Origin of the sequence: Sporosarcina sp. UB5 (assembly GCF_050859005.1) — a bacterium.
GTDB lineage: Bacteria > Bacillota > Bacilli > Bacillales_A > Planococcaceae > Sporosarcina.
Window position 1 is genome coordinate 2,911,475 of record NZ_CP125984.1, and the last position, 25,556, is coordinate 2,937,030.

Annotated in this window: 22 protein-coding genes and 1 pseudogene; all 23 read right to left on the reverse strand. The window is 43.3% G+C overall.

The window, feature by feature from the left end; all coding sequences use genetic code 11:
- On the reverse strand, nt 1-1,266 hold the full coding sequence (gene yfmF / locus QM454_RS14690; RefSeq protein ID WP_432359239.1) for an EF-P 5-aminopentanol modification-associated protein YfmF: 1,266 nt from the start codon (nt 1,264-1,266) through the stop codon (nt 1-3).
- A gap of 169 nt (nt 1,267-1,435) precedes the next feature.
- Nucleotides 1,436-2,395, reverse strand: coding sequence for an ABC transporter permease (locus QM454_RS14695; RefSeq protein ID WP_432359241.1), 960 nt, complete (start codon nt 2,393-2,395; stop codon nt 1,436-1,438).
- A gap of 1 nt (nt 2,396) precedes the next feature.
- A complete protein-coding gene (locus QM454_RS14700; RefSeq protein ID WP_432359243.1) occupies nt 2,397-3,443 on the reverse strand; it encodes an ABC transporter permease in 1,047 nt (348 codons plus the stop codon).
- A pseudogene (locus QM454_RS14705) lies at nt 3,433-4,991 on the reverse strand (ABC transporter ATP-binding protein). Before QM454_RS14705 ends, QM454_RS14700 begins: the two are co-directional and overlap by 11 nt.
- Before the next feature lie 157 nt (nt 4,992-5,148).
- Nucleotides 5,149-6,207: a BMP family lipoprotein gene (locus tag QM454_RS14710; protein WP_432359245.1), complete on the reverse strand. Its 1,059-nt coding sequence runs from the start codon at nt 6,205-6,207 to the stop codon at nt 5,149-5,151.
- A gap of 157 nt (nt 6,208-6,364) precedes the next feature.
- Nucleotides 6,365-7,093, reverse strand: a complete 729-nt coding sequence (locus tag QM454_RS14715) for a GntR family transcriptional regulator (RefSeq protein ID WP_432364035.1) — start codon at nt 7,091-7,093, stop codon at nt 6,365-6,367.
- A gap of 162 nt (nt 7,094-7,255) precedes the next feature.
- Nucleotides 7,256-9,607: a DNA translocase FtsK gene (locus QM454_RS14720; protein WP_432359246.1), complete on the reverse strand. Its 2,352-nt coding sequence runs from the start codon at nt 9,605-9,607 to the stop codon at nt 7,256-7,258.
- A 224-nt stretch (nt 9,608-9,831) separates the two neighbouring features.
- Entirely contained in the window at nt 9,832-11,499 is a 1,668-nt protein-coding gene (locus QM454_RS14725) for a ribonuclease J (protein WP_432359248.1), read from the reverse strand.
- 448 nt (nt 11,500-11,947) lie between these two features.
- Nucleotides 11,948-12,838 (reverse strand): 4-hydroxy-tetrahydrodipicolinate synthase, encoded by an 891-nt coding sequence (dapA, locus tag QM454_RS14730; protein ID WP_432359250.1) that lies wholly within the window; start codon nt 12,836-12,838, stop codon nt 11,948-11,950.
- Nucleotides 12,839-12,917: 79 nt separating this feature from the next.
- Complete coding sequence (locus QM454_RS14735; RefSeq protein ID WP_432359252.1) at nt 12,918-13,949, reverse strand: aspartate-semialdehyde dehydrogenase; 1,032 nt, start codon at nt 13,947-13,949, stop codon at nt 12,918-12,920.
- 166 nt (nt 13,950-14,115) lie between these two features.
- A complete protein-coding gene (locus QM454_RS14740) occupies nt 14,116-14,706 on the reverse strand; it encodes a dipicolinate synthase subunit B (RefSeq protein WP_432359253.1) in 591 nt (196 codons plus the stop codon).
- A gap of 12 nt (nt 14,707-14,718) precedes the next feature.
- Nucleotides 14,719-15,498 (reverse strand): hypothetical protein, encoded by a 780-nt coding sequence (locus QM454_RS14745; protein WP_432359255.1) that lies wholly within the window; start codon nt 15,496-15,498, stop codon nt 14,719-14,721.
- The gene (locus QM454_RS14750; RefSeq protein WP_432359257.1) at nt 15,485-15,760 is read right to left on the reverse strand and encodes a YlmC/YmxH family sporulation protein; all 276 of its coding nucleotides are present in this window, start codon (nt 15,758-15,760) and stop codon (nt 15,485-15,487) included. Before QM454_RS14750 ends, QM454_RS14745 begins: the two co-directional genes overlap by 14 nt.
- 67 nt (nt 15,761-15,827) lie before the next feature.
- The gene (locus QM454_RS14755) at nt 15,828-17,072 is read right to left on the reverse strand and encodes a M16 family metallopeptidase (RefSeq protein ID WP_432359258.1); all 1,245 of its coding nucleotides are present in this window, start codon (nt 17,070-17,072) and stop codon (nt 15,828-15,830) included.
- Nucleotides 17,073-17,162: 90 nt separating this feature from the next.
- Nucleotides 17,163-19,286, reverse strand: coding sequence for a polyribonucleotide nucleotidyltransferase (gene pnp, locus QM454_RS14760; RefSeq protein ID WP_432359260.1), 2,124 nt, complete (start codon nt 19,284-19,286; stop codon nt 17,163-17,165).
- Between the two features lie 154 nt (nt 19,287-19,440).
- Nucleotides 19,441-19,710: a 30S ribosomal protein S15 gene (gene rpsO / locus QM454_RS14765; RefSeq protein WP_432359262.1), complete on the reverse strand. Its 270-nt coding sequence runs from the start codon at nt 19,708-19,710 to the stop codon at nt 19,441-19,443.
- A 157-nt stretch (nt 19,711-19,867) separates the two neighbouring features.
- Entirely contained in the window at nt 19,868-20,812 is a 945-nt protein-coding gene (locus QM454_RS14770) for a bifunctional riboflavin kinase/FAD synthetase (RefSeq protein ID WP_432359264.1), read from the reverse strand.
- Between the two features lie 11 nt (nt 20,813-20,823).
- Nucleotides 20,824-21,735, reverse strand: coding sequence for a tRNA pseudouridine(55) synthase TruB (gene truB, locus QM454_RS14775; protein ID WP_432359265.1), 912 nt, complete (start codon nt 21,733-21,735; stop codon nt 20,824-20,826).
- A gap of 79 nt (nt 21,736-21,814) precedes the next feature.
- Nucleotides 21,815-22,162, reverse strand: a complete 348-nt coding sequence (rbfA, locus tag QM454_RS14780) for a 30S ribosome-binding factor RbfA (RefSeq protein WP_432359267.1) — start codon at nt 22,160-22,162, stop codon at nt 21,815-21,817.
- 22 nt (nt 22,163-22,184) lie between these two features.
- A complete protein-coding gene (locus QM454_RS14785; protein WP_432359269.1) occupies nt 22,185-22,463 on the reverse strand; it encodes a DUF503 domain-containing protein in 279 nt (92 codons plus the stop codon).
- The gene (gene infB / locus QM454_RS14790) at nt 22,460-24,943 is read right to left on the reverse strand and encodes a translation initiation factor IF-2 (protein WP_432359271.1); all 2,484 of its coding nucleotides are present in this window, start codon (nt 24,941-24,943) and stop codon (nt 22,460-22,462) included. The genes QM454_RS14785 and infB overlap by 4 nt, the downstream gene beginning before the upstream one ends.
- Nucleotides 24,900-25,268, reverse strand: coding sequence for a YlxQ family RNA-binding protein (locus QM454_RS14795; RefSeq protein ID WP_432359272.1), 369 nt, complete (start codon nt 25,266-25,268; stop codon nt 24,900-24,902). The genes infB and QM454_RS14795 overlap by 44 nt, the downstream gene beginning before the upstream one ends.
- Nucleotides 25,265-25,543, reverse strand: coding sequence for an RNase P modulator RnpM (rnpM, locus tag QM454_RS14800; RefSeq protein ID WP_432359274.1), 279 nt, complete (start codon nt 25,541-25,543; stop codon nt 25,265-25,267). The genes QM454_RS14795 and rnpM overlap by 4 nt, the downstream gene beginning before the upstream one ends.
- Between the last annotated feature and the right edge of the window lie 13 nt (nt 25,544-25,556).

Sequence of the window (25,556 nt, forward strand, 5' to 3'; positions counted from 1 at the left end):
TTATGCCTCTCTTCCCGACAACAAGTAGATGAGTTCCATGTGGATTTCAGATGCCATCTGCTTAACATCGTCGATGGAGACTGCCTCCCATTTAGCAATCCATTTTTCAGCAGTGAAGTCCTCATCCAACTGTTTGTATTGATCGTACACTTCGATTTGACCTCTCGCGGAATCGAATGCACTACGGATGCTGTTCGTCAATAAGGCTACAGTCTGATTTAGTTCCAACTCAGAAATATTGCCTTTTTGCATTGCTTCAATCTGTTCACCAATCAATTTGACGGCTTTCTCCTCTAACTCCGCATCAATTCCCGCCATGACATATACAATGCCGTAATACGCCGCATATGCACTATTAACAGTGTATGCCATACTTTCCTTTTCCCGTACGTTCATGAACAACTTGCTATGGGCAAATCCACCAAACACACCGTTGGTTACTTGCATTTTAGGATAATCGGGGTGGAAGAAAGATACGGGTGTACTATATCCGACTTGCAGCTTTCCTTGCTTCATATCCTGTCTTTCAAAAACTTGACGGGCTTCTTTCACTTCAGTTTGAGGTTGTTCATATTGTTTCTTCGTGACGGCCCTTGCGGAAAATCCAAACATCGATTTTATTTTTTCAGCCAGTTCGTCCTCTTGGACATCTCCGACAACATAAATGTCGATCTCATCTTCATCCAACATTCTCTTGTATGTATCAAGGAGCGTTGCACTTGTAATGCCTTCAACATCCTCTTCAGTTCCGCTAGCAGACATCGATGCGGGATCGTTTGGACGCATTAGTTCAAGCATGCGCTTATGGGCATATCTGCCTTTGTCGTCATAAATAGCCCGGATTCTTTCAATAACAGTCCGTTTTTCCCGGTTCACGATGGACTCATCGAATGTACCATTTTTTAAATTCGGATTAAAAATAACGCTACGAACCAATTTCAATGCTTCATCAAAGACGCCGGATGTTGATAAATATTCATCGTTAACACATTCCATATTTAATGTTACGATGTGGGACTTCCCCCGCTTGCCTGCATCCATGAAGAAGACGGTACCATATAATTCATCCAACGCCTTCCGCAAATCGCTCTGCTTTGGAAAATCAGCATTCGAATCTTGGAGTACATTAGATAAAACTGCTCGGTATGCTGCCTGTTTTTCGTCCAGTTCAGCAAGCCATTTGATGGACATCGTTATCGTTTTAAATTGTTCCGTTTTACGAATATATAAATTGACTCCTTTTTGAAGCTCGACCTTAGTAAACATACGTACACCTCGTTTTTCCTTTATTATACGAATACCTATCTACAATATACATTTCATCACACCGACAAGGCAAAATAAACGCATTTTTTCCATTTCACCCATCCGTCGAAAAACACAATAAAACCACCTGGATTCGAATTAAATAAGAATCCAGGCGGTATTAGTTCAATTATCTGCTGCCTTTAATATAAGGTACACCGTTTGCTTTCGGTGCATTGGCCTTTCCGATAAACCCTGCCAAGGCGAGGATTGTCAACACATACGGTAAGATGTGGAAATAGACAGTTGGAATATTTTTAATTATATCGATTGAACCTGCACTAATTGCCAACGCTTGCGCGAACCCAAAGAAGAGAGCCGCTCCCATTGCACCAATTGGATGCCATTTACCGAAAATCATTGCCGCTAACGCCATAAAACCTTGACCGTTAATCGTCGCATGACCAAAATCACCAGTCATCGTTTGTGAGTAAATTGCTCCACCGATACCAGCAAGACCACCTGAAATGATGACAGCCGTATATCGGATTTTCGTTACATTAATCCCCATCGTGTCAGCCGCCATCGGGTGTTCCCCTACTGAACGAAGTCGAAGGCCGAATGGTGTCTTATAGATGATGAACCATGCAGTCAACGCAACGAGTATTGCCAGTACGGAGGTTCCGTAAACCGATTTAAAAAACATCGGGCCGATAATAGGAATATCTTGCAATATCGGAACATTGACACGCGGAATTTTCTTTTGAATAAAATCCGTCTGCCCTTTTCCAAACATCATCTTCACCGAGAACAACGCAATCGCAATACCGAGCATATTGATCGCGACCCCAGAAACGACTTGGTCTGCTCGGAATGACACCGATGCAACCGCGTGCATGATTGAAAAGAGTGCAGAAACAAACATCGCAACTACTAACGCTATCCACGGCGTCCATCCGCCGAAAACGTCAACAAATGCCAAGTTGAAGACAATCCCGATGAATGCCCCCATAACCATGAGTCCTTCAAGTCCGATATTAACGACACCGGAACGTTCAGAGAATGTGCCACCGATGGCAGTTAAAATGAGAGGAGCGGCATAAGCGATCGAAGTCGGGACGATAAAAAATAGTACTTCTAAAAAGCTCATGTCATTTCGCCTCCTTTTTCTTATTCAACCGTTGCAGTCCCACTCGGATGATATATCCGCAAGCAACAAAGAATATAATGAGTGCAATGACAATTGATACAATTTCAAGTGGAATGCCAGCTGCATTCGGCATATTGTTCGCCCCGTATTTCAACGACCCGAACAATGACGCACCGAAGATGACACCAAGTGGAGTGTTCGCACCGAGTAAGGCGACGGCAATTCCGTCAAATCCGATACCAGTAAATCCGCCTTGGTTCGTCATGCTCCCGAAAGTTCCAAGACCTTCCATCGCACCACCAAGACCGGCAAAAGCACCGGATATCGCCATCGCTAAAACGATATTTTTGTTTACATTCATTCCCGCATATTGAGATGCATTCTCGTTAAAACCAACTGATTTCAATTCGAAGCCTGTTTTCGTCTTTTCGAGGATGAACCACATGACGACGACCATTCCAAGTGCTACGAAAATTCCATAGTGTAAAGTGGAATAATCGGTCAAGTTTGAAAGGAAATCCGAGCGCAGTGAAGCAGTCGGCTGAATCTTATCGGTTTTATAGCTACCACCGGATACTGTTTTAATCAATGCATTCACGACATGCAGCGCGACATAGTTCATCATGATTGTGACGATTACTTCATGGACACGCAAAGTCGCTTTCAAAATTCCTGGTACTAAGCCCCATAGCGCTCCCGCCACCGCAGCAGCCAATAGTGCGAGTGGTAAATGGATGTACATTGGCAATGTGAATGCTGCTCCGACATAAGCCGAAGCGAACCAACCAACCATGAGCTGTCCTTCAACACCGATGTTGAAAAGTCCTGTACGGAAAGCGAATGCTACCGCCAGACCCGCAAGGATATACGGGCTAATTTGGCGAATCGTTTCTCCGATTGCATAGCTATCTCCGAAAATACCGTTCCATAAAGCAATATATCCAGCTATCGGGTCATAGCCGCTAAATAGCATGACAACTGCTCCAACGAGTAAACCAAGTAGGATCGAAATAGCCGGCACTAAAATGTTAATTACTCTATTCGACATTTCGATCTGCACCTTCTTTCATTTTTCCTTGCCCCTTTTTCTCCACTGAATGCCCGGCCATTAATAAACCGAGTTCCTTTTCGGTCGTTTCCGACGGAATGACCGTATCGACAATTTTCCCATCATGAATGACTGCAATCCGGTCTGAAACATTCATGACTTCATCAAGCTCGAATGAAATGAGGAAAACTGCTTTCCCGTTATCACGCTGTTCGATTAGCCGTTTATGGATGAATTCAATCGCTCCAACATCAAGTCCTCTCGTTGGTAATGCTGCGATAAGGAGATCAGGGTCACGTGAAACTTCACGGCCAATGATCAACTTTTGCTGATTCCCCCGGATAAAGCGCGTGCAAGTTCGTGTTCACCCTGAGTTCTTACGTCATATTCCTCAATAATTGCATTTGCCTTTTCTGAAATCACATCATAATTCATAATGCCATTTTTCGAATATGGCTCACGGTAATATTCTTGCAATGCAGCATTGTAGCCGACGGAAAAGTCGAGGACAAGACCATGTTTATGACGGTCTTGCGGAATATGGCCCAATCCTGCTTCCGTAATCTTTCTAGGTTTAAATCCTGTAATGTCTTTTGAGTTAATCGAAATTTTTCCGCTTTTCACTTTCCTCAATCCAGCAATCGCTTCAATCAGCTCGGATTGTCCGTTACCGTCAATTCCGGCTAAACCAACGATTTCGCCTTTTCGGACAGACAGATTTAGTCCTTTTACTTTTTCTACGCCTCGATAATCCAAGACAACGATATCCTCGATGTTAAGCACTTCTTCCTGCGGATTAGCAGGACCTTTTTCCGTCTTGAATGTAACTTGCCTTCCGACCATTAAGGTAGCAAGTTCCTCTGGATTTGTTTCGGATGTCACAACGGTACCTATCCCTTTTCCTTTTCGAATAATCGTAACCCGATCGGACACATCCATAATTTCTTGCAATTTATGAGTGATGAGTATAATTGATTTTCCTTCAGTAATAAGCTTCTTCATAATAGCAATTAATTCCTGAATTTCTTGAGGTGTTAAGGAAGCGGTCGGCTCGTCAAAGATTAAGATATTTGCACCGCGATAAAGCGTTTTAAGGATTTCTACACGTTGCTGCATCCCTACCGAAATATCTTCGATCTTTGCATAAGGATCCACATTCAATCCATAAGTAGCGGAAATCTCGGCCACTTTCTTTGCAGCGTCTTTAATATTGACAACACCCATCTTCTTCGGTTCATTGCCCAAAATGATATTTTCGGTAACTGTCAAGTTTTCAACGAGCATGAAATGTTGGTGAACCATTCCAATTCCAAGGTCGTTTGCAACATTCGGACTCGTTACATCGACTTTTTTGCCATTTACACGGATCTCGCCACTTTCAGGTTGATAAAGCCCGAACAACACATTCATCAATGTTGTCTTCCCAGCACCGTTCTCTCCTAGAAGGGCATGGATTTCCCCTTTTCCTAATTGGAGGGTTATGTTGTCATTTGCTTTGAAATTACCGAACTGCTTCGTAATATTCAACATCTCAATGACGTATTCCAATAGACTCACTTCCTTATATAATAGTTTCTCTTTATAGTTAGATAGTAAAATAAACACAATAAAAGGTTCTTATACATAAAAACCTTTTAGTCTATCATTTTACTAAGGCTTTTCTCACAACAAAGGCCGGACTAAACCGGCCATTGTTGCAAAAATATTATTCTACAAACTCAGGTACTTCGATTTCTCCTGAAGCAATTTTCTGTTTGAACTCTTCCACTTTGTCTAATACGTCTTGTGGAATCGCACCGCGAGAATCTGCCAATGCAACACCTTCATCTTCAAGTCCATAAATCCTTGTTTCGCCACCTGGGAAGCTACCTTCCTTAGCTAGCTTTGCAACATCTTGAACTGCTACGTCAACACGTTTAAGCATAGAAGTCAATGTGATGTTGTCATTGCCAACTTGACCTTCAGCATACTGGTCAGCATCGACACCGATTACCCAGACGTAAGCATCATTGTCAGCTTGTTTACGTTCTTTCGCTTCACTGAATACACCGTTTCCTGTTCCGCCAGCTGCGTGGAAGATGATGTCAACACCTGAAGAATACATACGAGCAGCTTCCGCTTTTCCAAGTTCAGCTTTGTCAAAAGCACCTGTGTATTTAACATCCACTTTAATGTCAGGGTTTACAGCTTCAACACCCGCTACGAATCCTGCATGGAAACGTTCGATAACCTCAATTTCCATACCGCCAACGAAACCGACTTTATTCGTTTTTGTCATCAATGCAGCTACAACTCCTGCAAGGAATGAACCTTCCTGCTCTTTAAAGAGGAGGCTTGCAACGTTTGGTTGATTAACGACTCCATCGATAATTGCGAAATTCGTATCTGGCTGTTGTCCAGCAATTGTATCAATCGCTTCTTCCATCATGTATCCAACACCGAAAACCAAGTCGAAGTCACGGCGAGTGAGCGCATTCAAGTTAGGAATATAATCCGCTTCACCAGTCGATTGAAGGTATGCATACCCTCCATCTCCTTCACTCAAGCCATTGTCTTTACCGAATTGTTGAATTCCTTCCCAAGCGGATTGGTTAAACGATTTGTCGTCAACACCGCCGACATCCGTAACCATCGCTAATGAAAACTCTGATTCGTTTTCACCTGTAGTTGTTGTTTTTTCTTCTTTTTCTGTGCCGCATGCACCGAGTAATGTGCCTGCTGCGAGAACCAATGATAATGCAAGACCGTATTTACGTTTGCTCACTGATTGGACCTCCTATTTTTTGTATTTTGGTATTATATATGGCGTGTAGACGCCTTTAATGCACACTCGAAAAGCTAGTCGGTAGTAACTAGATAGATAGTTTTAATTTGCATTTACAACCCTCATGTCAATCACCGACCGCTTTCCTACATATGCCTTATACCCTTTTTCGGACTACATGGAAGCTGAATTTGTCAGCTCTGAAATAGTTTTTCGAGTAAAGGACCATTTCGCCTTCCTCGCTATAATGTTGCTGAAGCAATACAAGAAGAGGAACGTCAACTCCGCATCTTAGTATCGATGACGCTTCATCGTCATAACCGACTGGCTCGATATTCGCCACTGCTTGGACGATTCGAATTCGGCCCGATTTCTCAAGCGAATCGAAGATGGAGTCATTCAACAAAACATCTGATCCAACCTCAAGATTTTTGGATAGTACATGGTCGATGCAATAAACGACAGGCTCTCCATCAGCAGTTCTAACTCTTTTAATTGTTACAAGACTATCATTTGTTTCGCAATCAAACTTTCCAATCATTTCCTCATTCGGGAGACTCTCTTGCACCTCCATGAAAATAGTCCCAGGAACCATACCTGCATCGCTAATCATAGAAGAGACACTTGACAGCTGTTCAATACCGGAAGTAAATAATGGCCGCGGATTCACAAATGTGCCGACACCGTGTTTACGAACAATGACTTTTTCTTCTTCAAGAACTCTGAATGCTTCCCGAAGAGTTGCCCTACTAACTCCTAGTGTCCTCGCAAGCTCGAATTCGGATGGGAATCTTTCATTTTCCTTGAAAATGCCTGCGGCGATATCTTCTTTTAACCGCTCAATCACTTGGACGTATAAATGCCTATGATCCGTTTTTACCATTATTTGAATCCCCCCTCCCAATGAGGTTAGACCTCTTATGTGTTACATCATTTACTAATCATCCATACTATATCATCTTCATCCTGCAAAATAAACAACTGTTTATTAAAAAAACATGCTATTATATGAAATTCGTCTGAAAATGTCGTGCTTTTGTCATGATTTTTATGCATGAGAATCCGAATCTACTGTTGACAAAAGCACTTGTCTTGGCTTACTCCCTTCAGGAGGACCAACGACGCCCCTCATTTCCATTTGATCTACAATTCTTGCCGCTCTCGAATAGCCTATTCGGAAACGTCTTTGCAACATGGATACGGAAGCTGTCTGCATTTCTGTAACGAGTTGTACAGCTTCATCATATAGCTCATCTGTCTCTTCATATGGCTGGATTTCTTCCACCTCTGTCGGTATCATCTCTTCCTGGTATTGCGCCTTTTGCTGTTCAATGACAAAATTCACAACAGCCTCGACTTCCTGATCGGAAACGAAAGCCCCTTGGACCCTCACCGGTTTGGATGCCCCAGCTGGTAGGAATAACATATCTCCACGTCCGAGTAACTTTTCGGCGCCAGCTCCATCTAAAATCGTCCTTGAATCGACGGCTGAAGAAACAGCAAATGCAATTCGTGACGGGATATTCGCTTTAATAATGCCCGTAATGACATCCACACTTGGCCGTTGTGTCGCAATAATTAAATGGATACCTGCTGCTCTCGCCATTTGTGCTAGACGTGTAATGGAATCTTCGACATCGCTCGAAGCGACCATCATTAAATCGGCCAGCTCGTCAACGATGACGACGATATACGGCATGCGAGGATGCTTTTCATCATTTTCCTCATTCCACTGCTCAATATGTTCGTTATATCCCTCTATATTACGAGTGCCCGTATGCGAAAACAGCTCGTATCTTCTTTCCATTTCAGATACGACCTTTTTCAATGCTTGTGATGCTTTGCGTGGATCGGTGACGACAGGCGCTAACAAATGAGGAACGCCATTATAGACATTTAACTCCACCATTTTCGGATCAATCATCATCATCTTCACTTCATGCGGTTTAGCACGCATCAAAATACTAATGATAATTCCATTAATACATACACTTTTCCCGCTTCCCGTAGAACCTGCAACGAGGACATGGGGCATTTTATTTAATTCAGCCATCATCGCTTGTCCAGTCACGTCTCTACCGAGTACAATACTTAGTTTCGAATCGGGACGATTATTTTCCTTAGATTCAATTACTTCCCGTAAGCTGACAATTGCTACCGCTTTGTTCGGTACTTCAATGCCAACCGCTGATTTTCCAGGAATTGGCGCTTCAATTCTTATATCACTCGCCGCGAGTGCAAGAGCGATGTCGTCTGCCAAGCTGACAATCCTACTCACTTTCACTCCTGTATCGGGCAATACTTCATATTTTGTTACGGCTGGGCCTAAATGGACTTGCGTAACTGTTGCTTTCACTCCAAAGCTTAAAAAAGTTCGTTCCAGTTTCTGAGCATTTGCATGTATGGAATTATATTCTGCAGATTGGTCATTGGATGGTGTTTGCCGAAGTAACGATGGCGGTGGCAAAATGTATGAAACGTTTTCCTCCTCCCCGGATACACCCGAATATGTCGGGACATCGGTAGTGCTAGGATCGATTGTTGAAGGGGTCTCTATTTCCTTCTCTATAACCGCAGCCTGCTCATTGTCGGTCGGTATAGGCTCTACTGGATCATTGAACGCAGAAATGATCGGCTTCGAAAGAACTTCTTCTTCAATCGTGGCAACTGTTGGGGTATCCGAATCATCTTCCATTGCAGACGATTTCTTCGACCGTTCCATCCTTGACATAGCTGGCTTTTTTCTACCTTTGGATACTTTCGGTTGTTTTCGCCCTAATTTTGTTTTCATTGAAGCATGTATTTTCGGGTACATTTCTGCAATATACGGGCCGAGCGCCTTTCCAGTGAGAAGGATGACGCCAATTAATAAGAGAAGGACACCAGCTACTGTAGCGCCCGCGGAATCGAATAACGAGTGAAAAAGGGCAAATAGAAGCGATCCAGCTAATCCTCCCCCGAGCGAACCACTTCTTGATGTAATCCCTTCGTTTGTTACAAGAACTTTCCACGTCTCTTTGAACGCCGAGTTAGTCATGAGTGCTTTGCTCTCGTACAATTCCTTGAATAAATAAATATGGCTAAATAGTAGGAGGCTTGCCAAAATGAATAAACTACCGCCAACAATTCGATTTTGCCATCCAATCTGTTTTCGTTTCACCATGAAAAGAAGTGCTTGGACAATTAGTAACAGCGGGACAGCCCCGTGCCAATTGCCGAATAATAATCTTGCGAAAGACGATAATCCTCTTCCCACTAGTCCGAACTCAAAAATGATAATGATAGCGAGGCCGATCATCGTCAATCCAGCCACTTCATATACGAGTGGGTGACTGCCTGTATTTTTCTTTTTTGACGCGGCGGCCCTTTTCTTTTTATTTTTCTTCGCTTTTTTAGACATTTCACTTCTCCTTTCGAAAAAAGGATTTCCCGCCGTCCGGTCGGCCTGGAAATCCTTTTCTCAAGTTCTTTTGATGTTTTTCAACTTACTTCTGCTTTTGTTTCATCTAGACTTCGGCGACCAGTCCCTCGAGTCGCTTCAATCATGAAGCATAAGGCAAAGAACGCCTTATGTTTCATGATCTCCACCGCTTGTCGGGACTAAACGGTCGCCTCCGCTTATGTTTAATATTCCATAATAATTGGGATGATCATTGGTCTTCTTTTCGTCTGTTGGAATAAATACGAGCTTAATGTATCGCGGATCTCTTGCTTTATGTTTGTCCATTCGAACGTATCTTTATTCACATACTTTTCCACGATTTTCCGTACGAGGTTTCTCGACTCTTCTAACAGTTCCTCGGATTCCCGTACATAGACGAAACCGCGAGATACAATTTCGGGACCTGCAGCGATTCTCTTTTGTCTACGGCTTAACGTAATGACAACAGTGAATATGCCATCTTGCGACAATAACTTTCTGTCCCGTAATACGATATTACCGACATCACCAACTCCGATACCGTCAATGAGAATATTCCCGGCTTGCACTCTGCCACTCATTCTCATCTTGTTATTCTTATATTCGACGATATCCCCTTTATCTGCAATAAAGATTTGGGATTTTTGCAAGCCAATTTGCTGTGCAAGCTTGGAGTGGGCAATAAGCATTTTATATTCGCCTTGAATAGGAATGAAATACTTCGGTTGCATCAAGTTTAACATTAGCTTCAAGTCTTCCTGACTTCCGTGTCCGGAAACGTGGACATTCTTTGAAGCAGTAAGAACGTTTGCCCCGGCTTTCGATAACTCGTTCGCCATCTGATACATTGAAACTTCCATCGTAGGTGATGGCGTAAACGTAATAAGTACTGTATCGGTCTTTTTAATTTTAATATCCTTATGGAATCTACGGACGATTTTTTCAAGTGCGTCTAGCGGCTCACCTTGGTTGCCTGTAACGATAATTACAATCTGATCATCGGAATACTTCCCGATATCTTTTACGGAAATGACTGTTTCTTCGTCAATTTGCAAATAGCCTAGTCGCTTACCGACTTCAAAATAGCTTTCTAAGCTCTTTCCGACGACCGCTACCTTTTTGCCTGTTTCAAGCGCTTTATCGAAAACTTGTTGAATCCGGATGAAATTGGAGGCATATAGTGCAACGAGAATACGCCCTTCCGCGCTATGGAATGTGTTTGACAAATGGTTTTCGATAACAGACTCGGAAGTTGTATAGCCCGGCCGTTCAGCTTCATTGGAATCTGACATTAGGATGAAGACACCCTCTTCGCCTAATGCAGCCATTTTTGCGATATCCGGACGGTATTTCCCTTTTGCGGATTGGTCAAATTTGAATTCACCGGTATGGACGATTGCACCTTCACTCGTATGGAAGACGATGCCGAGGGAATCGGGAATGCTATGTGTTGTATGGAAGAAAGTCACATACGTCTGTTTGAAATTCATCCGACTTTTATTTGTCACTTCAAAGAATTTGACGCCTGCTGGTGGCGGCATCTCTTTTAGATGTTCTTTTGCTAAGGCAAGTGTCAGTTTAGAACCGTAAACTGGAGCTTGTACTTTTTGAAGAAGGTAGGCGATCGAACCGATTGCATCTTCGTGTCCATGTGTTAGGAAAATTCCTTTTACCCGATCTTTATTTTCTTCAATATATGTCAAGTCCGGAATGACGATATCTATTCCGAGCATTTCGCCTTCAGGGAACATGAGTCCCGCATCGACGATGAAAAGCTCGTCATCGATTTCAATGACGTACATCGCTTTCCCTATTTCTCCGACCCCTCCTAACGGAATTACTTTTATTACTTCATTTTTTGTTTTTGCCACAATGTTTCCTCCTATACTTTGTTTGAAAAAGACTGGTGTTGGACTATGAACCGTCTATGTATGATTTCATGGCGATTGTTTAGGTCGCTTATTGTTTCTTTATTGAATACCAACTGTCCATTTTCAACTGCTATATGGTAGTAATTGTTTGTTGTTATTCCCGTCCACAACGACTAAGTTTCATTATACGTGAGAATGCCCTTACTACACAAACAAAAAAAGCCGGTCCGTTGATTTCCGTTTCAGCGCTCGCTTTCCGCGGGCATGGCTTGAGCCTCCTCGGGCGCGAAAGGCATGCGCCCTGCGGGGTCTCAAGGCTCATGCTATTCCCGCAGGAGTCGAGCGCCTTCACTCCAATCAACTGGACTTTCAACAGATATTCAATCTATACAAAAAAGGTATAACCCCCTCAACTTCAAGGGAATTATACCTTTTCATTTAGAGTTCATTATTGAAAAACGTGCTCGTTGCTTTTGAATTTATCCCATACTGCATCGAAGGCGGCGGAGTCTTTTCCGAATGCTGTTAGCGGCATCCGAACGCCTCCCGTTTCGATTCCCATCTTGTTAAGAGCATACTTAGCCGGGACGGGATTTGGAGCGGAAAAGACTGCATGGAATAAAGGAAGCAATGTCCTATGCATCAATGCTGCCTTTGTCGTAGCACCAGAATTGAAAGCACTAATCATTTGCTGCATTTCTACACCGACGAGATGGGAGGCAACTGAGATGACGCCATCTCCACCGATTGATAATAACGGTAAAGTTAAGGCATCATCTCCGCTGTATACTTTAAACCCGTTATCCGTTCCGGAAATGATCGCAGACATTTGATCCAGGCTGCCACTTGCTTCCTTAACAGCTCGAATGTTTTTTATTTTTGATAATTCAATGACGGTTTCGGCTTCCATATTGACCGCGGCTCTACCGGGGATGTTATAGAGTAGTATCGGCAGTTCCGTTTCTCTCGCAATATGGGTAAAATGCGTGACAATCCCTTTTTGGTCAGGTTTATTGTAATAAGGAGTCACTAACATAATTCCATCTGCACCTAACATATCCGCCTGTTTTGTCAGCTTGATTGACTCGGCGGTATTGAACGTTCCAGTTCCTGCGATGACAGGAATCCTTTTTCTAACGATTTCAATCGCATATTTGAATAGTTCCGATTTCTCTTGATGATTTAACGTAGGTGATTCACCAGTCGTACCGCAGACGACCAATGAATCCGTACCCGTAGCAATAAGGTGCTCAATTAACCGCTCCGTTAAGTCGAAATCGATGTCTCCAGATTTTGAAAAAGGAGTGACCATCGCTGTCCCAATTTGTCCAAGTTCCAATCTGACCATTCCTTTTCATGGCTTTATGATGAAGCGACTGCTTCGTTTTACCGTGCCGTGACTTGGAAGCTTCAATAAATTATTTAATTAATTCCTCTGCAATTTGGACCGAATTCAGCGCTGCACCTTTCAGCAAGTTGTCTGAAACGATCCACATATGGAAACCGGCCGGATGTTTTGGATCTTTCCGGATCCGACCGACAAAAATCTCATCTTTCCCTTCAGCAAACAATGGCATTGGGTACAATTGTGAAGACGGGTCATCTTGGACGACTACACCTGGTGCACTTTCCATCGCGGAACGGATATCGGCAACAGTGACGTTTTCATCGTCCGTTTCAATATAGACCGATTCCGAGTGGCCAGTTACGACAGGTAGACGAACGCATGTAGCAGTGACAGCCATTTGCTGATCACCGAATATCTTTTTCGTTTCGTTCATCATTTTTAGTTCCTCTAACGTGTACCCCGACTCATCAAAAAGATCAATTTGTGGAATAGCGTTGAACGCAATCGGATAATGGCGTTCAGCAGATGCACTCGGTAACAGCTGTGCTTGTATATGCGCACGTTCTGCAAATTGCGTACTTTGTTGAACGAGTTCATCAATTGCTTCAGCACCCGCTCCTGAAACAGCTTGATAAGTTGATACGATAATTCGATTAATGCCGAATTTCTCTTTGATCGGTTGTAGCGCTGCAACCATTTGAATCGTTGAACAGTTCGGATTCGCAATGATTCCTGAATGATCCTTCAATGTTTGTGGATTCACCTCTGGGACGACGAGCGGAATGTTTTCATCCATTCTAAATGCACTTGTATTGTCAATAACGACTGCACCACGTTTTACCGCTTCGTGAGCGAATTTTTGAGATATAGATCCTCCTGCACTGAAAAAGGCAATGTCAACACCTTCAAAAGATTCAGGCGTCGTTTCTTCAACTACATATGTTTGGCCACCTGCTGTAATCTCAACTCCAGCAGACCGCTTCGAAGCTAATAATTTTAAGGATTTCATAGGGAAATTTCTTCCCAACAACTTTTCAAGAATTTGCGTTCCCACTGCCCCAGTCGCTCCGACGATAGCTACATGCAGATTATTATTTTTCATCTCAATCTCCCTTTCATTTATAAGGACTTTCGGATATATATACGATCGTTTGTTTATTAATGCAATTAGAATACGAATGTATGCATAAATAAAAACCGCACCCTATGTCCTGTAAGAGTTTATTTGAGAAATTATATCATATCCAGAAATATTCTGCTTTGTATTTTTAGTTTTGTTTATGAATAATTAAAAGTGGCTGGAGCTGTCGGTGTTCGAGCGCCGCCGCAGCAGCGGGGACCATTAATGTAAAATCGGAGATTAATGAGTTCGGTTTCTTAAAAGGATCGTCTTGACCGAACGGGATAAAATAAACATTTTTCGTGTTCAATAGCTTCATTACGTTGGGACCATTTAAACCTAATGCATCATTTGTTGAAATACCTAGAAGCACAGGACTACCGTTTCGCAAAGTGGCTTTAGCCGCCATCAAAACAGGCGAATCGGTAGCAGCATTAGCAAATTTACTTATCGAATTTCCTGTCATCGGCGCAATGATCATGCAATCGACCGGTGTACTTGGACCGAACGGCTCGGCCCCGACTATCGTCGAGATGACTTTTTCACCTGTCGCTTCTTCAATTCTTGCAATCCATTCCTCGCCAGTTCCGAACCGTGTCGCAGCCGTCAGAACGGAATGTGTAATGACTGGTACAACGGTGGCCCCATTTTCCTGCAATTCACTAATGACAGGCAAAATTTGGTCATACGTACAATGGGATGCCGTAATACCAAGGCCAATTCTTTTCCCTTGTAGCATCTTTTTCCCCTTTCATCTACTATTCAACCTCAGCAAAGCTTCAGACAGAGCTTTAGCAGCATCTACCGGAAAGTGTTTTCCCGGCAATCCGAGGTGTATTGTATAGTATTCATCAGGGGCATTGTCCCTTAGGCAACCTGGCGCGGATGCCAAATCATAAATTCGTAATGTAGAGTCCGTTCCGACTTCTAGCCATTTCGCTGGAATTGTATTTACAAGAATCCCTTGCAACTCAACCGGATTGGTCGGTAATTGCATCGTTTCATAACCAATGGCAGCCGCTTCCCCAAGCTGCTCTGGGGACCGTGCCACAATGGTAATCGAGGCACCAAGTGAAGAAAGTGCTGCAGCGGTCATTTTACCAACTTTGCCAAACCCAGCAATATAGAAGTGTTCGCCTGAGATACGCCGCTTTGCGGAATCGTAGTATTCAATAAGAAAACCTTCCGCTGTCAAAACTGCATTTTCCCAAACGAACTCCACTTCCTTTAAATAAGGCCGGATTGATAAGCCGGCATCGATGAAAGGTGATAGCCATTCCTTTGAAGCGACACCCGGATAAAGAATCGTTGTTTCATTAAGCTTATCTACCGGAATGGTGCCTTCCATTTGCAAGATAGGAAAAACGATATGAGTTGGGGAAACTGCGTCAACAACTTCGGATAACTGCTCACAATAGTTATTTCCATCGTAATGGACGACATCGTAGCCGAGCTCACCCATAATGCGACTACATTCTAATAACCTGCGGTCAGTCCCGATAAACAACCATTTTCCGTCAATTATCGTCAATATCAAACTCCCCCAAACTATGAGTTTTTCCAAACAAGATGCGATGCTCTCCAATTAAAACAATTTCACTCCATGGGATAAATTCTGTCGTCTCTTGTTCCCTATTACGGAATGGAAATCGCCCAAATTTCTTTTTCACTTCGAAGCCGATGATCGCTCCTGTTTTTCGATTGAAAATCAAATCCGTGTCCGCAAGAAATCCATAGCGGATTCCCTCATCCACTTGGATTAGCTCTTTTTGTGCCATTTCGGATAGCAGCATAGTTTTTTGCCCCCTTTTAAATGTCCTGACTTATCATATGATTCATCGGAGGCAAAGCTGCAAGTTTCTAAAACCGAATCCTTTTCAATGTTTTTTTCGGGGCTATAATTGAGATCGCACGTTGCATAGCAAACGTCTCACGTGCAATCGCATTGACATCGTCCAGTTGTACATTGTCAATTAGTTCAACAACTTCATCAATCGTTTTATGTTCCGAAAGGATTAGTTCATTTTTTCCGTTCCGGTGCATTCTAGATTCGGAACTTTCTAGACCGAGTAAGAAGCTTCCTTTCAATTGCTCTTTTGCATTTTGTAATTCTTTCTCCGTAACTCCGTTCGCCACGATTTCACTTATTATCTGATCCATCGTAGATACCATTTCCTCCAAATGTTCAGGTGCGGACCCACCGTAAATGACGAACGAGCCTGTAGACAAATAAGATGAGTAGTATGAGAAAACTGAATACGCTAGCCCTTTCTCCTCCCGAATCTTTTGGAACATCCGAGAAGACATCGTGCCGCCGACGATACTATCCAGTAGGATTAAATCATGCAACCGGTCATCAGTTAATGTCAGACCAGGATAGCCAATACATATATGCGTCTGTTCAATATTTTTAGCTTTCGATGTCCTGCCGTTATGGAATAATGGACGAGATTGTTCATTTGGATTGGATAATCCCTTTCCACCGAAAGAGTCAAACAAGTTTTCGGTAAATACAACTAGGTCATCATCAAAATTTCCTGCAATAGAAATAACGATATTATCCGCTGTGTAATGCCTCGATATGTACTGCTCAATCATTTCCTTGTCGAATGAATGAATTGTTTCTTTATTACCTCCGATTGACCTTCCAATCGTATGCGCCGGATACATGACAGACCAAAGACGTTCGTCGACATCGTCATCAGGCGTGTCTTCCACTGACGCGATTTCATCCAATATGACGGATTTCTCTTTTTGGATGTCTACTCCATTAAAAGAAGAATTGAAAAACATGTCCGCCAATATTGTTAACGCTTCTTCAGCATGATGATCGAGCACAGTCACATAATAGCACGTCATTTCTTTGGAAGTGTACGCATTTATATCCCCGCCCATCCGGTCAAACTGTTCCGCGATCATTTTTGCACTGCGCGTTTGCGTCCCTTTGAAAAGCATATGTTCAATGAAGTGGGAGAGACCCCATTCCTTTTCTGTCTCATTGATGGAGCCCGCTTTGACGAATAAGCCGATTGCTAATGAACGGACATATGGCATCTTTTCATGAACGATTGTAACGCCACTTCGGCATCTGTGTTTTTGTATCATTCCCTTTTCCCTCCACATTGTAAAAAAACAAAAAGCCACCATCTTCACACCATCGTAAAGAGGGGCTTTCTATTATCGTATGCAAATACGTTATTCGTTTTTCCCTTTTTCCGCCGCTTCTTTCTCTTCTTTCAATACGACTTTGCGGGAAAGGTTCACACGGCCTTGATTGTCAATTTCAATAACTTTGACAAGAAGTTCATCGCCCAATTTCAATACATCCTCAACGGCTTTTGTACGTTCTTCCTGTATTTCTGAAATATGAAGAAGTCCATCTTTACCTTGGAAAATCTCGAGGAATGCACCAAATTTCTCAATTCGTTTTACTTTACCTAAATAATATTCCCCAACTTTTGCTTCACGGACAATATTTTCAATCATCGTTTTCGCTTTTTCGTTCATTTCTGAATTAGGAGATGAAATATAGATTGTACCGTCTTGTTCCGTATCAATCTTAACGTTAGTTTCTTCGATAATTTTATTAATTACTTTCCCGCCAGGTCCGATAACATCACGGATCTTGTCAGGATTGATTCGAATCATGATGATTTTCGGTGCATATTGTGAAAGTTCTTCACGCGGCATGGAAATAGTTTCCATCATATGGTCAAGGATATGCAAACGTCCAATTTTTGCTTGTGCTAAAGACTCTTCTAAAATTTGACGTGATAGTCCTTCAATTTTAATGTCCATTTGAAGGGCCGTAATTCCTTTATCAGTTCCTGCCACTTTAAAGTCCATATCGCCAAGATGGTCTTCCATCCCTTGGATGTCAGAAAGAACTGAATAGTTTTCTCCTTTTTTCACAAGCCCCATTGCAATTCCAGCAACTGGCGCTTTAATCGGGATACCCGCATCCATCATCGCCATCGTTGAAGCACAAATTGATGCTTGAGAAGATGAGCCATTCGATTCCAGTACTTCCGCTACAAGACGGATTGTGTATGGAAACTCTTTTTCATCTGGAATAATTGCTTCGAGCGCACGCTCACCAAGGGCACCGTGACCGATTTCACGACGACCTGGTCCACGAATAGGACCCGTTTCCCCAACGCTGAAGTTCGGGAAGTTATAGTGATGCATGAATCGTTTTGACTCTTCAAGTCCTAAGCCATCGATGATTTGCACTTCACCAAGAGCACCAAGTGTACAAACGCTGAGCGCTTGAGTTTGTCCACGAGTGAACAAGCCAGAACCATGTGTACGTTGTAAAATGCCGACTTCTGACGATAGTGGACGAATTTCATCCAATCCACGCCCATCAGGACGAACTTTTTCATCAGTAATGAGTCTGCGGACTTCCTCTTTCACGAGATGGTCCAAAATACTTTTCACTTGCTTCATTGTTTCTTCATCAGCTTCTTCAGCTGTGTAGTGTTCCATTACTTCTTCTTTGACGGCGTTGATCGCATCTTCGCGTGCGTGCTTCTCTTCCGTCTGGATCGCTTTAATTAAATCTGATTCACATTTGTCCTTCACTTCAGCTAGCAATGCTTCGTCTAGCTCGAATAATGTAATTGCCATTTTCTCTTTGCCGACTTCAGCAATGATTTTCTCTTGGAATTCGATTAACTGGATAATCTGCTCATGACCGAACATAATTGCTTCAAGAATAATATCCTCTGCAACTTCCTTCGCTCCGGCTTCAACCATATTAATGGCATCCTTTGTTCCAGCAACAACGAGATCGAGTTCACTCTCTTCCAATTGCTCAGGCGTCGGATTCACAATGAATTTACCATCGATGCGTCCAATTTGGACACCTGCGATTGGACCTTCAAACGGAATGTCAGAAACGGACAATGCAAGTGAAGAGCCGAGCATTGCTGCCATTTCGGAAGAGCAATTTTGATCGACTGACATAACGAGTGAAATGACTTGCACGTCATTACGGAATCCATCTGCAAACAACGGACGAATCGGACGGTCAATGAGACGGCTCGTTAGTACAGCTTTCTCTGACGGGCGTCCTTCACGTTTAATAAATCCACCTGGAATTTTCCCTACCGCATATAATCTTTCTTCATAATTGACGGTCAATGGGAAGAAATCAAGCGCTTTTGGATTTTTGGATGCAGTAGCAGTAGATAGTACGGTTGTATCTCCGTACCGTACGAGTACAGCACCGTTCGCTTGTTTCGCAAGCTGGCCCGTTTCAATTGTTAACGGTCTCCCAGCCCAATCAAATGTATAAACCTTTTTCTGTTCTGTCATTATGGTACCCCTCTCTAATTTCAAACATGAACATCATGCGAAGTATGTATTACGTAGTAGTATATCAAAAAGAAGGACTTATGCGAAATATATCGTAAAATTAATCGTTCAACAAAAAAAAGCGGGCAAGGCCCGCTTTTTCGTATACATCTTATTAACGGCGAAGGCCGAGTTTGGCAATAAGATCACGGTAACGTTGAACTTCAGTTTCGCGTAGGTATTTCAATAACTTACGACGACGACCGACCATTTTCATAAGTCCACGACGTGAGTGGTGGTCTTTTTTATGAGACTGTAAATGGTTGTTCAAGTTGTTGATCTCTTCAGTAAGGATAGCGATCTGTACTTCAGCAGATCCAGTATCGTTTTCATGAACTTTGTATTCGTTGATCAATTCATGTTTACGCTCTTGTGTAATAGCCATCCTTTTCACCTCCTAGTAATTGAATATCCCCAAATCCCGAGCAATCGTTGGTGATTCGATCTGCCAAGGAAAGGTTTGTGCGATTGCACTGATTTATCATAACATGAGTGGATTGTGGATGCAACAAAGAAGTCAATTGAATTCTAATCGACCGGTATCAACAATCTGCTAGCAACTGTCGCGCAGTTTCCTTGTCCTTCTTTATCTGTTCAATCAGTTCGTCAACTGAATTAAACTTCTGTTCAGCCCGGATTCGAGCGATCCAATCGACAGTTACCTCTTTACCATACAAGTCGGAATTGAAGTCAAGCACGTGTACTTCCACGCTTGGTTTCATCTTACCAGGATCGTGGAAAGTCGGCTTTACTCCGACGTTGCAGACTCCCTTATACGATTTACCGTCCACGGAGAACAGGACGGCGTACACACCGTTTGCAGGAAGGATTGTCTCTTCGTCGATAGATATGTTTGCCGTAGGAAACCCGAGCAGCCTCCCTCTCTTCTCTCCATCAATAACGGTACCAATCGTTCTAAACGGTCTACCGAGCAAGAAGGCGGTCTTCTCGACTTCTCCTTCGGATAGAAGGTTGCGAATTCGGGTCGACGAGATTTTTTCATTAGAATCCGTCACTTTTTCAATGACTGTCGTTCCGTATTCTCCGTTGGATAGAGCAGCCATTTGCGCCATTGTGCCCGCTCCTTTTGAGCCGAATGTGAAGTCGAATCCGGCAGTCACATGCTTAACTCCTAACTGTTTAATGAAAATCTCAACGAATTGTTCAGGTAATAGTGAGGCGAGATTTCTGTCGAATGTAACGATAAACAGAGCATCAATCCCCATTTCTTCCAACAGTCGCGATTTTTCCGGATAATTTGTAATGTAACCGACCTTTTCTTTTCCTTTTCCAAACAAGTATGATGGATGAGGATCGAATGTCATGACAGCGGATCGTATTCCTAGTTGTTCCGCTTTACTCTTCGCTTCATTGATAACTGTTTGATGTCCTTTATGCAGTCCGTCGAAAAAACCGATGGCAAGGGAATAAGGGCCTTTATCATCGATTGTCGCGCGAGATGGATAGTGCAAATGGTAAATTTCCATGAGATTCTCCCCTACTGATTGAATGGAAACATCTTTTCAGGTTTCATCAATCCTTCTTTTGTCGGATGGTTGCCATAAATTGCAATCGCTTTTTCCGATTTCGTGAAAACGACCGCCTCTTTATCTTTTAATAAAGGATGTCGTTGTAACACTTGTCCGTTTATTATTTTACCATACAAATCATCATCAATTTCGACAAATTCAAATTCAGCAAGTGCTTCTTCAAGCGGTCGAATATAATTTTGTAGAGTTTGATTTCTTTTCATCTCTTCAACTTCACCAAGTGTCAAACAATCATTTTGACGAAAATTTCCGGAAGCGGTTCTTACTAAAGTTGACATATGGGCAGGAAACCCCAGTTTTTCACCAATTTGTACGGATAACGTTCGGATGTAAGTCCCTTTTCCGCATACGATACGAATTTTGAACTGTATCTCTTCCCCCTCGAACGACTCTCGCTCATCAAGCAACTCGATTTCATATATATGTACAAGCCGTTTAGGTCTTTCAACTTCAATTCCTTTTCTAGCATACTCATAAAGCCTTTTACCTTTTACCTTTACAGCAGAATACATCGGTGGAATTTGAATAATTTCACCAGTGAGCTGCTCAAGTGCTTGAAGAAGTTGTTCACGGCTAATCGTTTTATAAGAATGATCCGATGCGACGGTTGCGCCTTCCGCGTCTTCGGTTTCCGTTGAGGTGCCAATCGAGACGGTCGCAATATACTCCTTGCCAGCATCTGTCACATATTCCGCAACTTTTGTCGCTTGGCCAAGGCATATCGGAAGAACTCCTTCTACGTTCGGGTCAAGCGTTCCGGTATGTCCTACTTTTTTCATACCTAAAATCTTCCTCAGTTTGAATACACAATCATGTGAAGTCATCCCTTTTTCTTTCCACAAAGGAAGAATTCCATCCATGTCCATCCTCCTTACTTTCACTTTAGTAAAAAAACGAGGAAGCCGGAAAGTCCATTCGGACGCCGACTTCCTCCATCATTCATTCCTCTTCACTATTCACTTGACGAAGCAGCGATTCAATACGATTTCCGTATTCGACAGAATCATCAAATGCAAATTCGATTTCCGGTGTCTTCCTAAGTCTGATCCGCTGTCCGATTTCCGTGCGGATAAACCCTTTCGCCTTCGTTAGGCCAGCGAGAGTCGCTTCTTTTTCCGATTCATTTCCTAATACCGAAATGAAAATGGTCGCCTGTTGAAGATCTCCAGTCACTTCGACGTCCGTCACAGTGACGAAGCCGATGCGAGGGTCTTTCAATTTTGAGCCAATAATTCCACCTAATTCTTTCTTCATCTGTTCAGCAACACGATTCGCACGCATAGACAAGGATGTTCACCCCGATTCAGTATCATAAGTAGTCAAGTATCATTTCAGTCATTTCCCATTCTGGATTCGACTCCAAAAAGCGGATAGCTCTTCTCGTCTCTCCTTCTGCAGCATCTTTTGATGAAGCGACCGAAACGAGAGCGATTGTAGTTCTCTGCCATAAGTCTTGATAATCGATTTCAGCGATGGAAACGTTAAATTCATTTTTCACTCGATCCATCATTCTTTTCAAGATGGATCGTTTGCCTTTCAATGAATGGACATCAGCTATAAAGAATGTACATTCCGCATAGACAATCATACGCGTTTGACTTCCTCCATAATGAAGGCTTCAAAGATGTCGCCTTCCTTAATATCATTGAAGTTTTTAACGGTAATTCCACATTCATATCCTCGAGCGACTTCTTTTACATCATCCTTGAACCTCTTTAATGTATCGAGTTCGCCTTCAAAGATGACGATATTATCCCGTAGGACACGTACGCCAGAGTCGCGAGTAATCTTACCTTCTGTTACATAACTTCCCGCAATCGTTCCGATTTTAGAAACTTTGAACGTTTCACGGACTTCAGCTTGGCCGATTACTTTCTCAACGTATTCAGGATCCAACATACCTTTCATCGCCGATTCGATTTCCTCGATCACCTTATAGATGACACGGTGCAATCGGATATCGACACCTTCCTCTTCTGCCGCTCGTTTAGCATTGACATCTGGACGCACGTTGAATCCGATAACAATGGCATTTGACGCTGCAGCTAGTGAGATGTCTGATTCGTTAATGGCGCCTGCTCCGGTATGGATAATCCGAACGTTTACACCTTCAACTTCAATTTTCATCAAAGATGCGGCCATCGCTTCTACTGTTCCTTGTACGTCGGCTTTAACGATTAGGTTCAGTTCCTTCATTTCACCTTGTTTCATTTGCTCGAATAGGTTATCGAGTGTTACACGAGTTTTCTCGCCTCGTTGTTCCTGCAATGCATCGCCCGCTCTTGATTCGCCGATTTGACGAGCTGTCTTCTCATCTTCGAAGACGACAAAACGGTCACCTGCTTGCGGTACATCACTTAGGCCTGTAATTTCAACCGGTGTGGATGGTCCTGCTTCCTTTACTCGACGACCAAGGTCGTTGATCATCGCACGGACTTTCCCAAATGTGTTTCCGACGACGATTGGATCGCCGACACGAAGTGTTCCATCCTGTACGAGAAGCGTCGCAACTGAACCTCGTCCTCGGTCCAATTGAGCTTCGATGACAGTTCCTCTAGCGCGGATGTTCTTGCTTGCCTTCAATTCTGCAACTTCCGCCACTAACAACACCATTTCTAGTAGCTGGTCGATTCCTTCGCCTTTCAATGCAGAAATCGGTACAAAGATCGTATCTCCGCCCCATGCTTCTGCGACTAAACCGTGTTCTGTCAACTCTTGCATAACTCTATCAGGGTTTGCAGAAGGTTTATCCATTTTATTCACTGCGACGATAATTGGCACTTCAGCGGCTTTCGCGTGGTTAATCGCCTCAATCGTCTGTGGCATAACACCGTCATCTGCTGCGACGACAAGGATTGTAATGTCAGTCACTTTCGCTCCACGTGCACGCATTGTTGTAAACGCGGCGTGTCCAGGAGTATCTAGGAACGTTATTTTCTTACCTTCAGCTTTAATCTGATAAGCACCGATATGCTGTGTAATACCGCCTGCTTCTCCTTGTGTCACTTTCGTATCACGGATTGAGTCGAGTAACGTTGTTTTACCGTGGTCAACGTGTCCCATAATTGTAACGACAGGAGGACGTTCTGTTAGTTCCGCTTCTGTTTCTTCGGATTCCTCAAAATAAATTTCAAGATCCGTTACATCAATACGAATTTCTTCTTCCACTTCAACGTCGTATTCCGCACAAATCAGTTCAATCGCATCTTTATCTAACTCTTGGTTAATTGTCGCCATTACGCCGAGCATGAATAGCTTTTTAATAATTTCAGATGGTTCTCTACCTAATTTGTTTGCAAGTTCACCGACAGTTAATGACTCATAGAATGTGATTTTTTCCGGTAACGGCTTTTCCACTTTCGGCATTGGTGCCGGACGATGTCTTCTACGCCCTTGGTTAATGCCTCGTGCAGGTGGTCTGCCACCGCGTCCAGCAGGACGGTTGCCGCCTTGTGCGCCTTGTGCGCCTTGTGCGCCTTGTCCTGGACGTTGACCTCCTTGTGTTGCCGGACGGTTGCCACCTTGTGTAGCTTGCCCTTGGCGTTGGCCGCCTTGAGTTGGTCGGTTGCTGCCTTGTGTACCTTGTCCTTGTCGCTGGGCGCCTTGTGCCGGACGATTACCGCCTTGCGTGCCTTGCCCAGGACGTTGGCCACCTTGAGCTGGTCGGTTGCCACCTTGTGTGCCTTGTCCTTGACGCTGACCACCTTGAGCTGGTCGGTTGCCTCCTTGTGCGCCTTGTCCTTGACGTTGGCCACCTTGAGCTGGTCGGTTACCGCCTTGTGCGCTTTGCCCTTGACGTGGGCCGCCCTGTCTTTTATTATCCTGCGCATTGCCTGCCGGTCGTGATGCATTTGAAGCCGGCTTTCGATCATTTTGTCCGCTTTGAGGCTTGTTAGACGGCGTAGAACCGCCTTTCCCAAAACGTTGATCCAATTTTGTAGTAGCTTCTTTATCAAGCATCGACATATGATTTGTTACCTTCACATTTATTTTACCAAGCTCTTCAATAACTTCTTTACTCGTTCTATTCACTTTTTTCGCGTATTCGTGTACACGTATCTTCGTCATTAGCCCACCCCCGGTTATATTCGTTGAGGAGCCCGGATAATTTTCCGGCAAAGCCGGGATCCGTTAACGCGAGTACGACCCGCGACTCTTTTCCGATTGCATGGCCGAGAGCTTCCCGGCTCCCAAACACATGCTTCTCAACGTTGTAAAAACTGCATTTATCTATCACTTTTTTAAGTGTGTTTTTTGAAGCATCTTCAGAAACGATGACGAGATGCGCATTGCCCGAACGTACTTCTTTGACGACTAATTCTTCGCCAGTTATTAGTTTTCGAGCTCTTGCAGCCATCCCTAACAATTGAAATATTTCCTTAGGATGATTCATTTCAAAGCCTCACGACGTATTGCATGAAGAAGATCATCGTATACTTCCTCTGGCACCGATGCTCCAAGTTGGCTTTCAATCGATCGTTTTCGTTTAGCTGCTTCTACAGCCTCTTCAGTTTTTGATACATACGTACCCCGTCCTGATTTTTTACCTGTCAGATCGACTGAAACTTCACCTTCCTTTGTGCGAACAATGCGGATCATTTCCTTCTTTGGCAACATCTCACCTGTCGCCGCACATTTACGCAAAGGGATTTTCTTTTTGCTTGTCATGGGCAGTCATCCT

What these genes read in the sequence shown, in the direction of transcription:
- yfmF (WP_432359239.1), bottom strand. Translation starts at nt 1,266, where the DNA reads ATGTTTACTAAGGTCGAGCTTCAAAAAGGAGTCAATTTATATATTCGT.
- QM454_RS14695 (WP_432359241.1), bottom strand. Translation starts at nt 2,395, where the DNA reads ATGAGCTTTTTAGAAGTACTATTTTTTATCGTCCCGACTTCGATCGCT.
- QM454_RS14700 (WP_432359243.1), bottom strand. Translation starts at nt 3,443, where the DNA reads ATGTCGAATAGAGTAATTAACATTTTAGTGCCGGCTATTTCGATCCTA.
- QM454_RS14720 (WP_432359246.1), bottom strand. Translation starts at nt 9,607, where the DNA reads ATGTCTAAAAAAGCGAAGAAAAATAAAAAGAAAAGGGCCGCCGCGTCA.
- QM454_RS14735 (WP_432359252.1), bottom strand. Translation starts at nt 13,949, where the DNA reads ATGAAAAATAATAATCTGCATGTAGCTATCGTCGGAGCGACTGGGGCA.
- QM454_RS14740 (WP_432359253.1), bottom strand. Translation starts at nt 14,706, where the DNA reads ATGCTACAAGGGAAAAGAATTGGCCTTGGTATTACGGCATCCCATTGT.
- QM454_RS14750 (WP_432359257.1), bottom strand. Translation starts at nt 15,760, where the DNA reads ATGCTGCTATCCGAAATGGCACAAAAAGAGCTAATCCAAGTGGATGAG.
- QM454_RS14755 (WP_432359258.1), bottom strand. Translation starts at nt 17,072, where the DNA reads ATGATACAAAAACACAGATGCCGAAGTGGCGTTACAATCGTTCATGAA.
- pnp (WP_432359260.1), bottom strand. Translation starts at nt 19,286, where the DNA reads ATGACAGAACAGAAAAAGGTTTATACATTTGATTGGGCTGGGAGACCG.
- rpsO (WP_432359262.1), bottom strand. Translation starts at nt 19,710, where the DNA reads ATGGCTATTACACAAGAGCGTAAACATGAATTGATCAACGAATACAAA.
- QM454_RS14770 (WP_432359264.1), bottom strand. Translation starts at nt 20,812, where the DNA reads ATGGAAATTTACCATTTGCACTATCCATCTCGCGCGACAATCGATGAT.
- truB (WP_432359265.1), bottom strand. Translation starts at nt 21,735, where the DNA reads ATGGATGGAATTCTTCCTTTGTGGAAAGAAAAAGGGATGACTTCACAT.
- QM454_RS14785 (WP_432359269.1), bottom strand. Translation starts at nt 22,463, where the DNA reads ATGATTGTCTATGCGGAATGTACATTCTTTATAGCTGATGTCCATTCA.
- infB (WP_432359271.1), bottom strand. Translation starts at nt 24,943, where the DNA reads ATGACGAAGATACGTGTACACGAATACGCGAAAAAAGTGAATAGAACG.
- QM454_RS14795 (WP_432359272.1), bottom strand. Translation starts at nt 25,268, where the DNA reads ATGAATCATCCTAAGGAAATATTTCAATTGTTAGGGATGGCTGCAAGA.
- rnpM (WP_432359274.1), bottom strand. Translation starts at nt 25,543, where the DNA reads ATGACAAGCAAAAAGAAAATCCCTTTGCGTAAATGTGCGGCGACAGGT.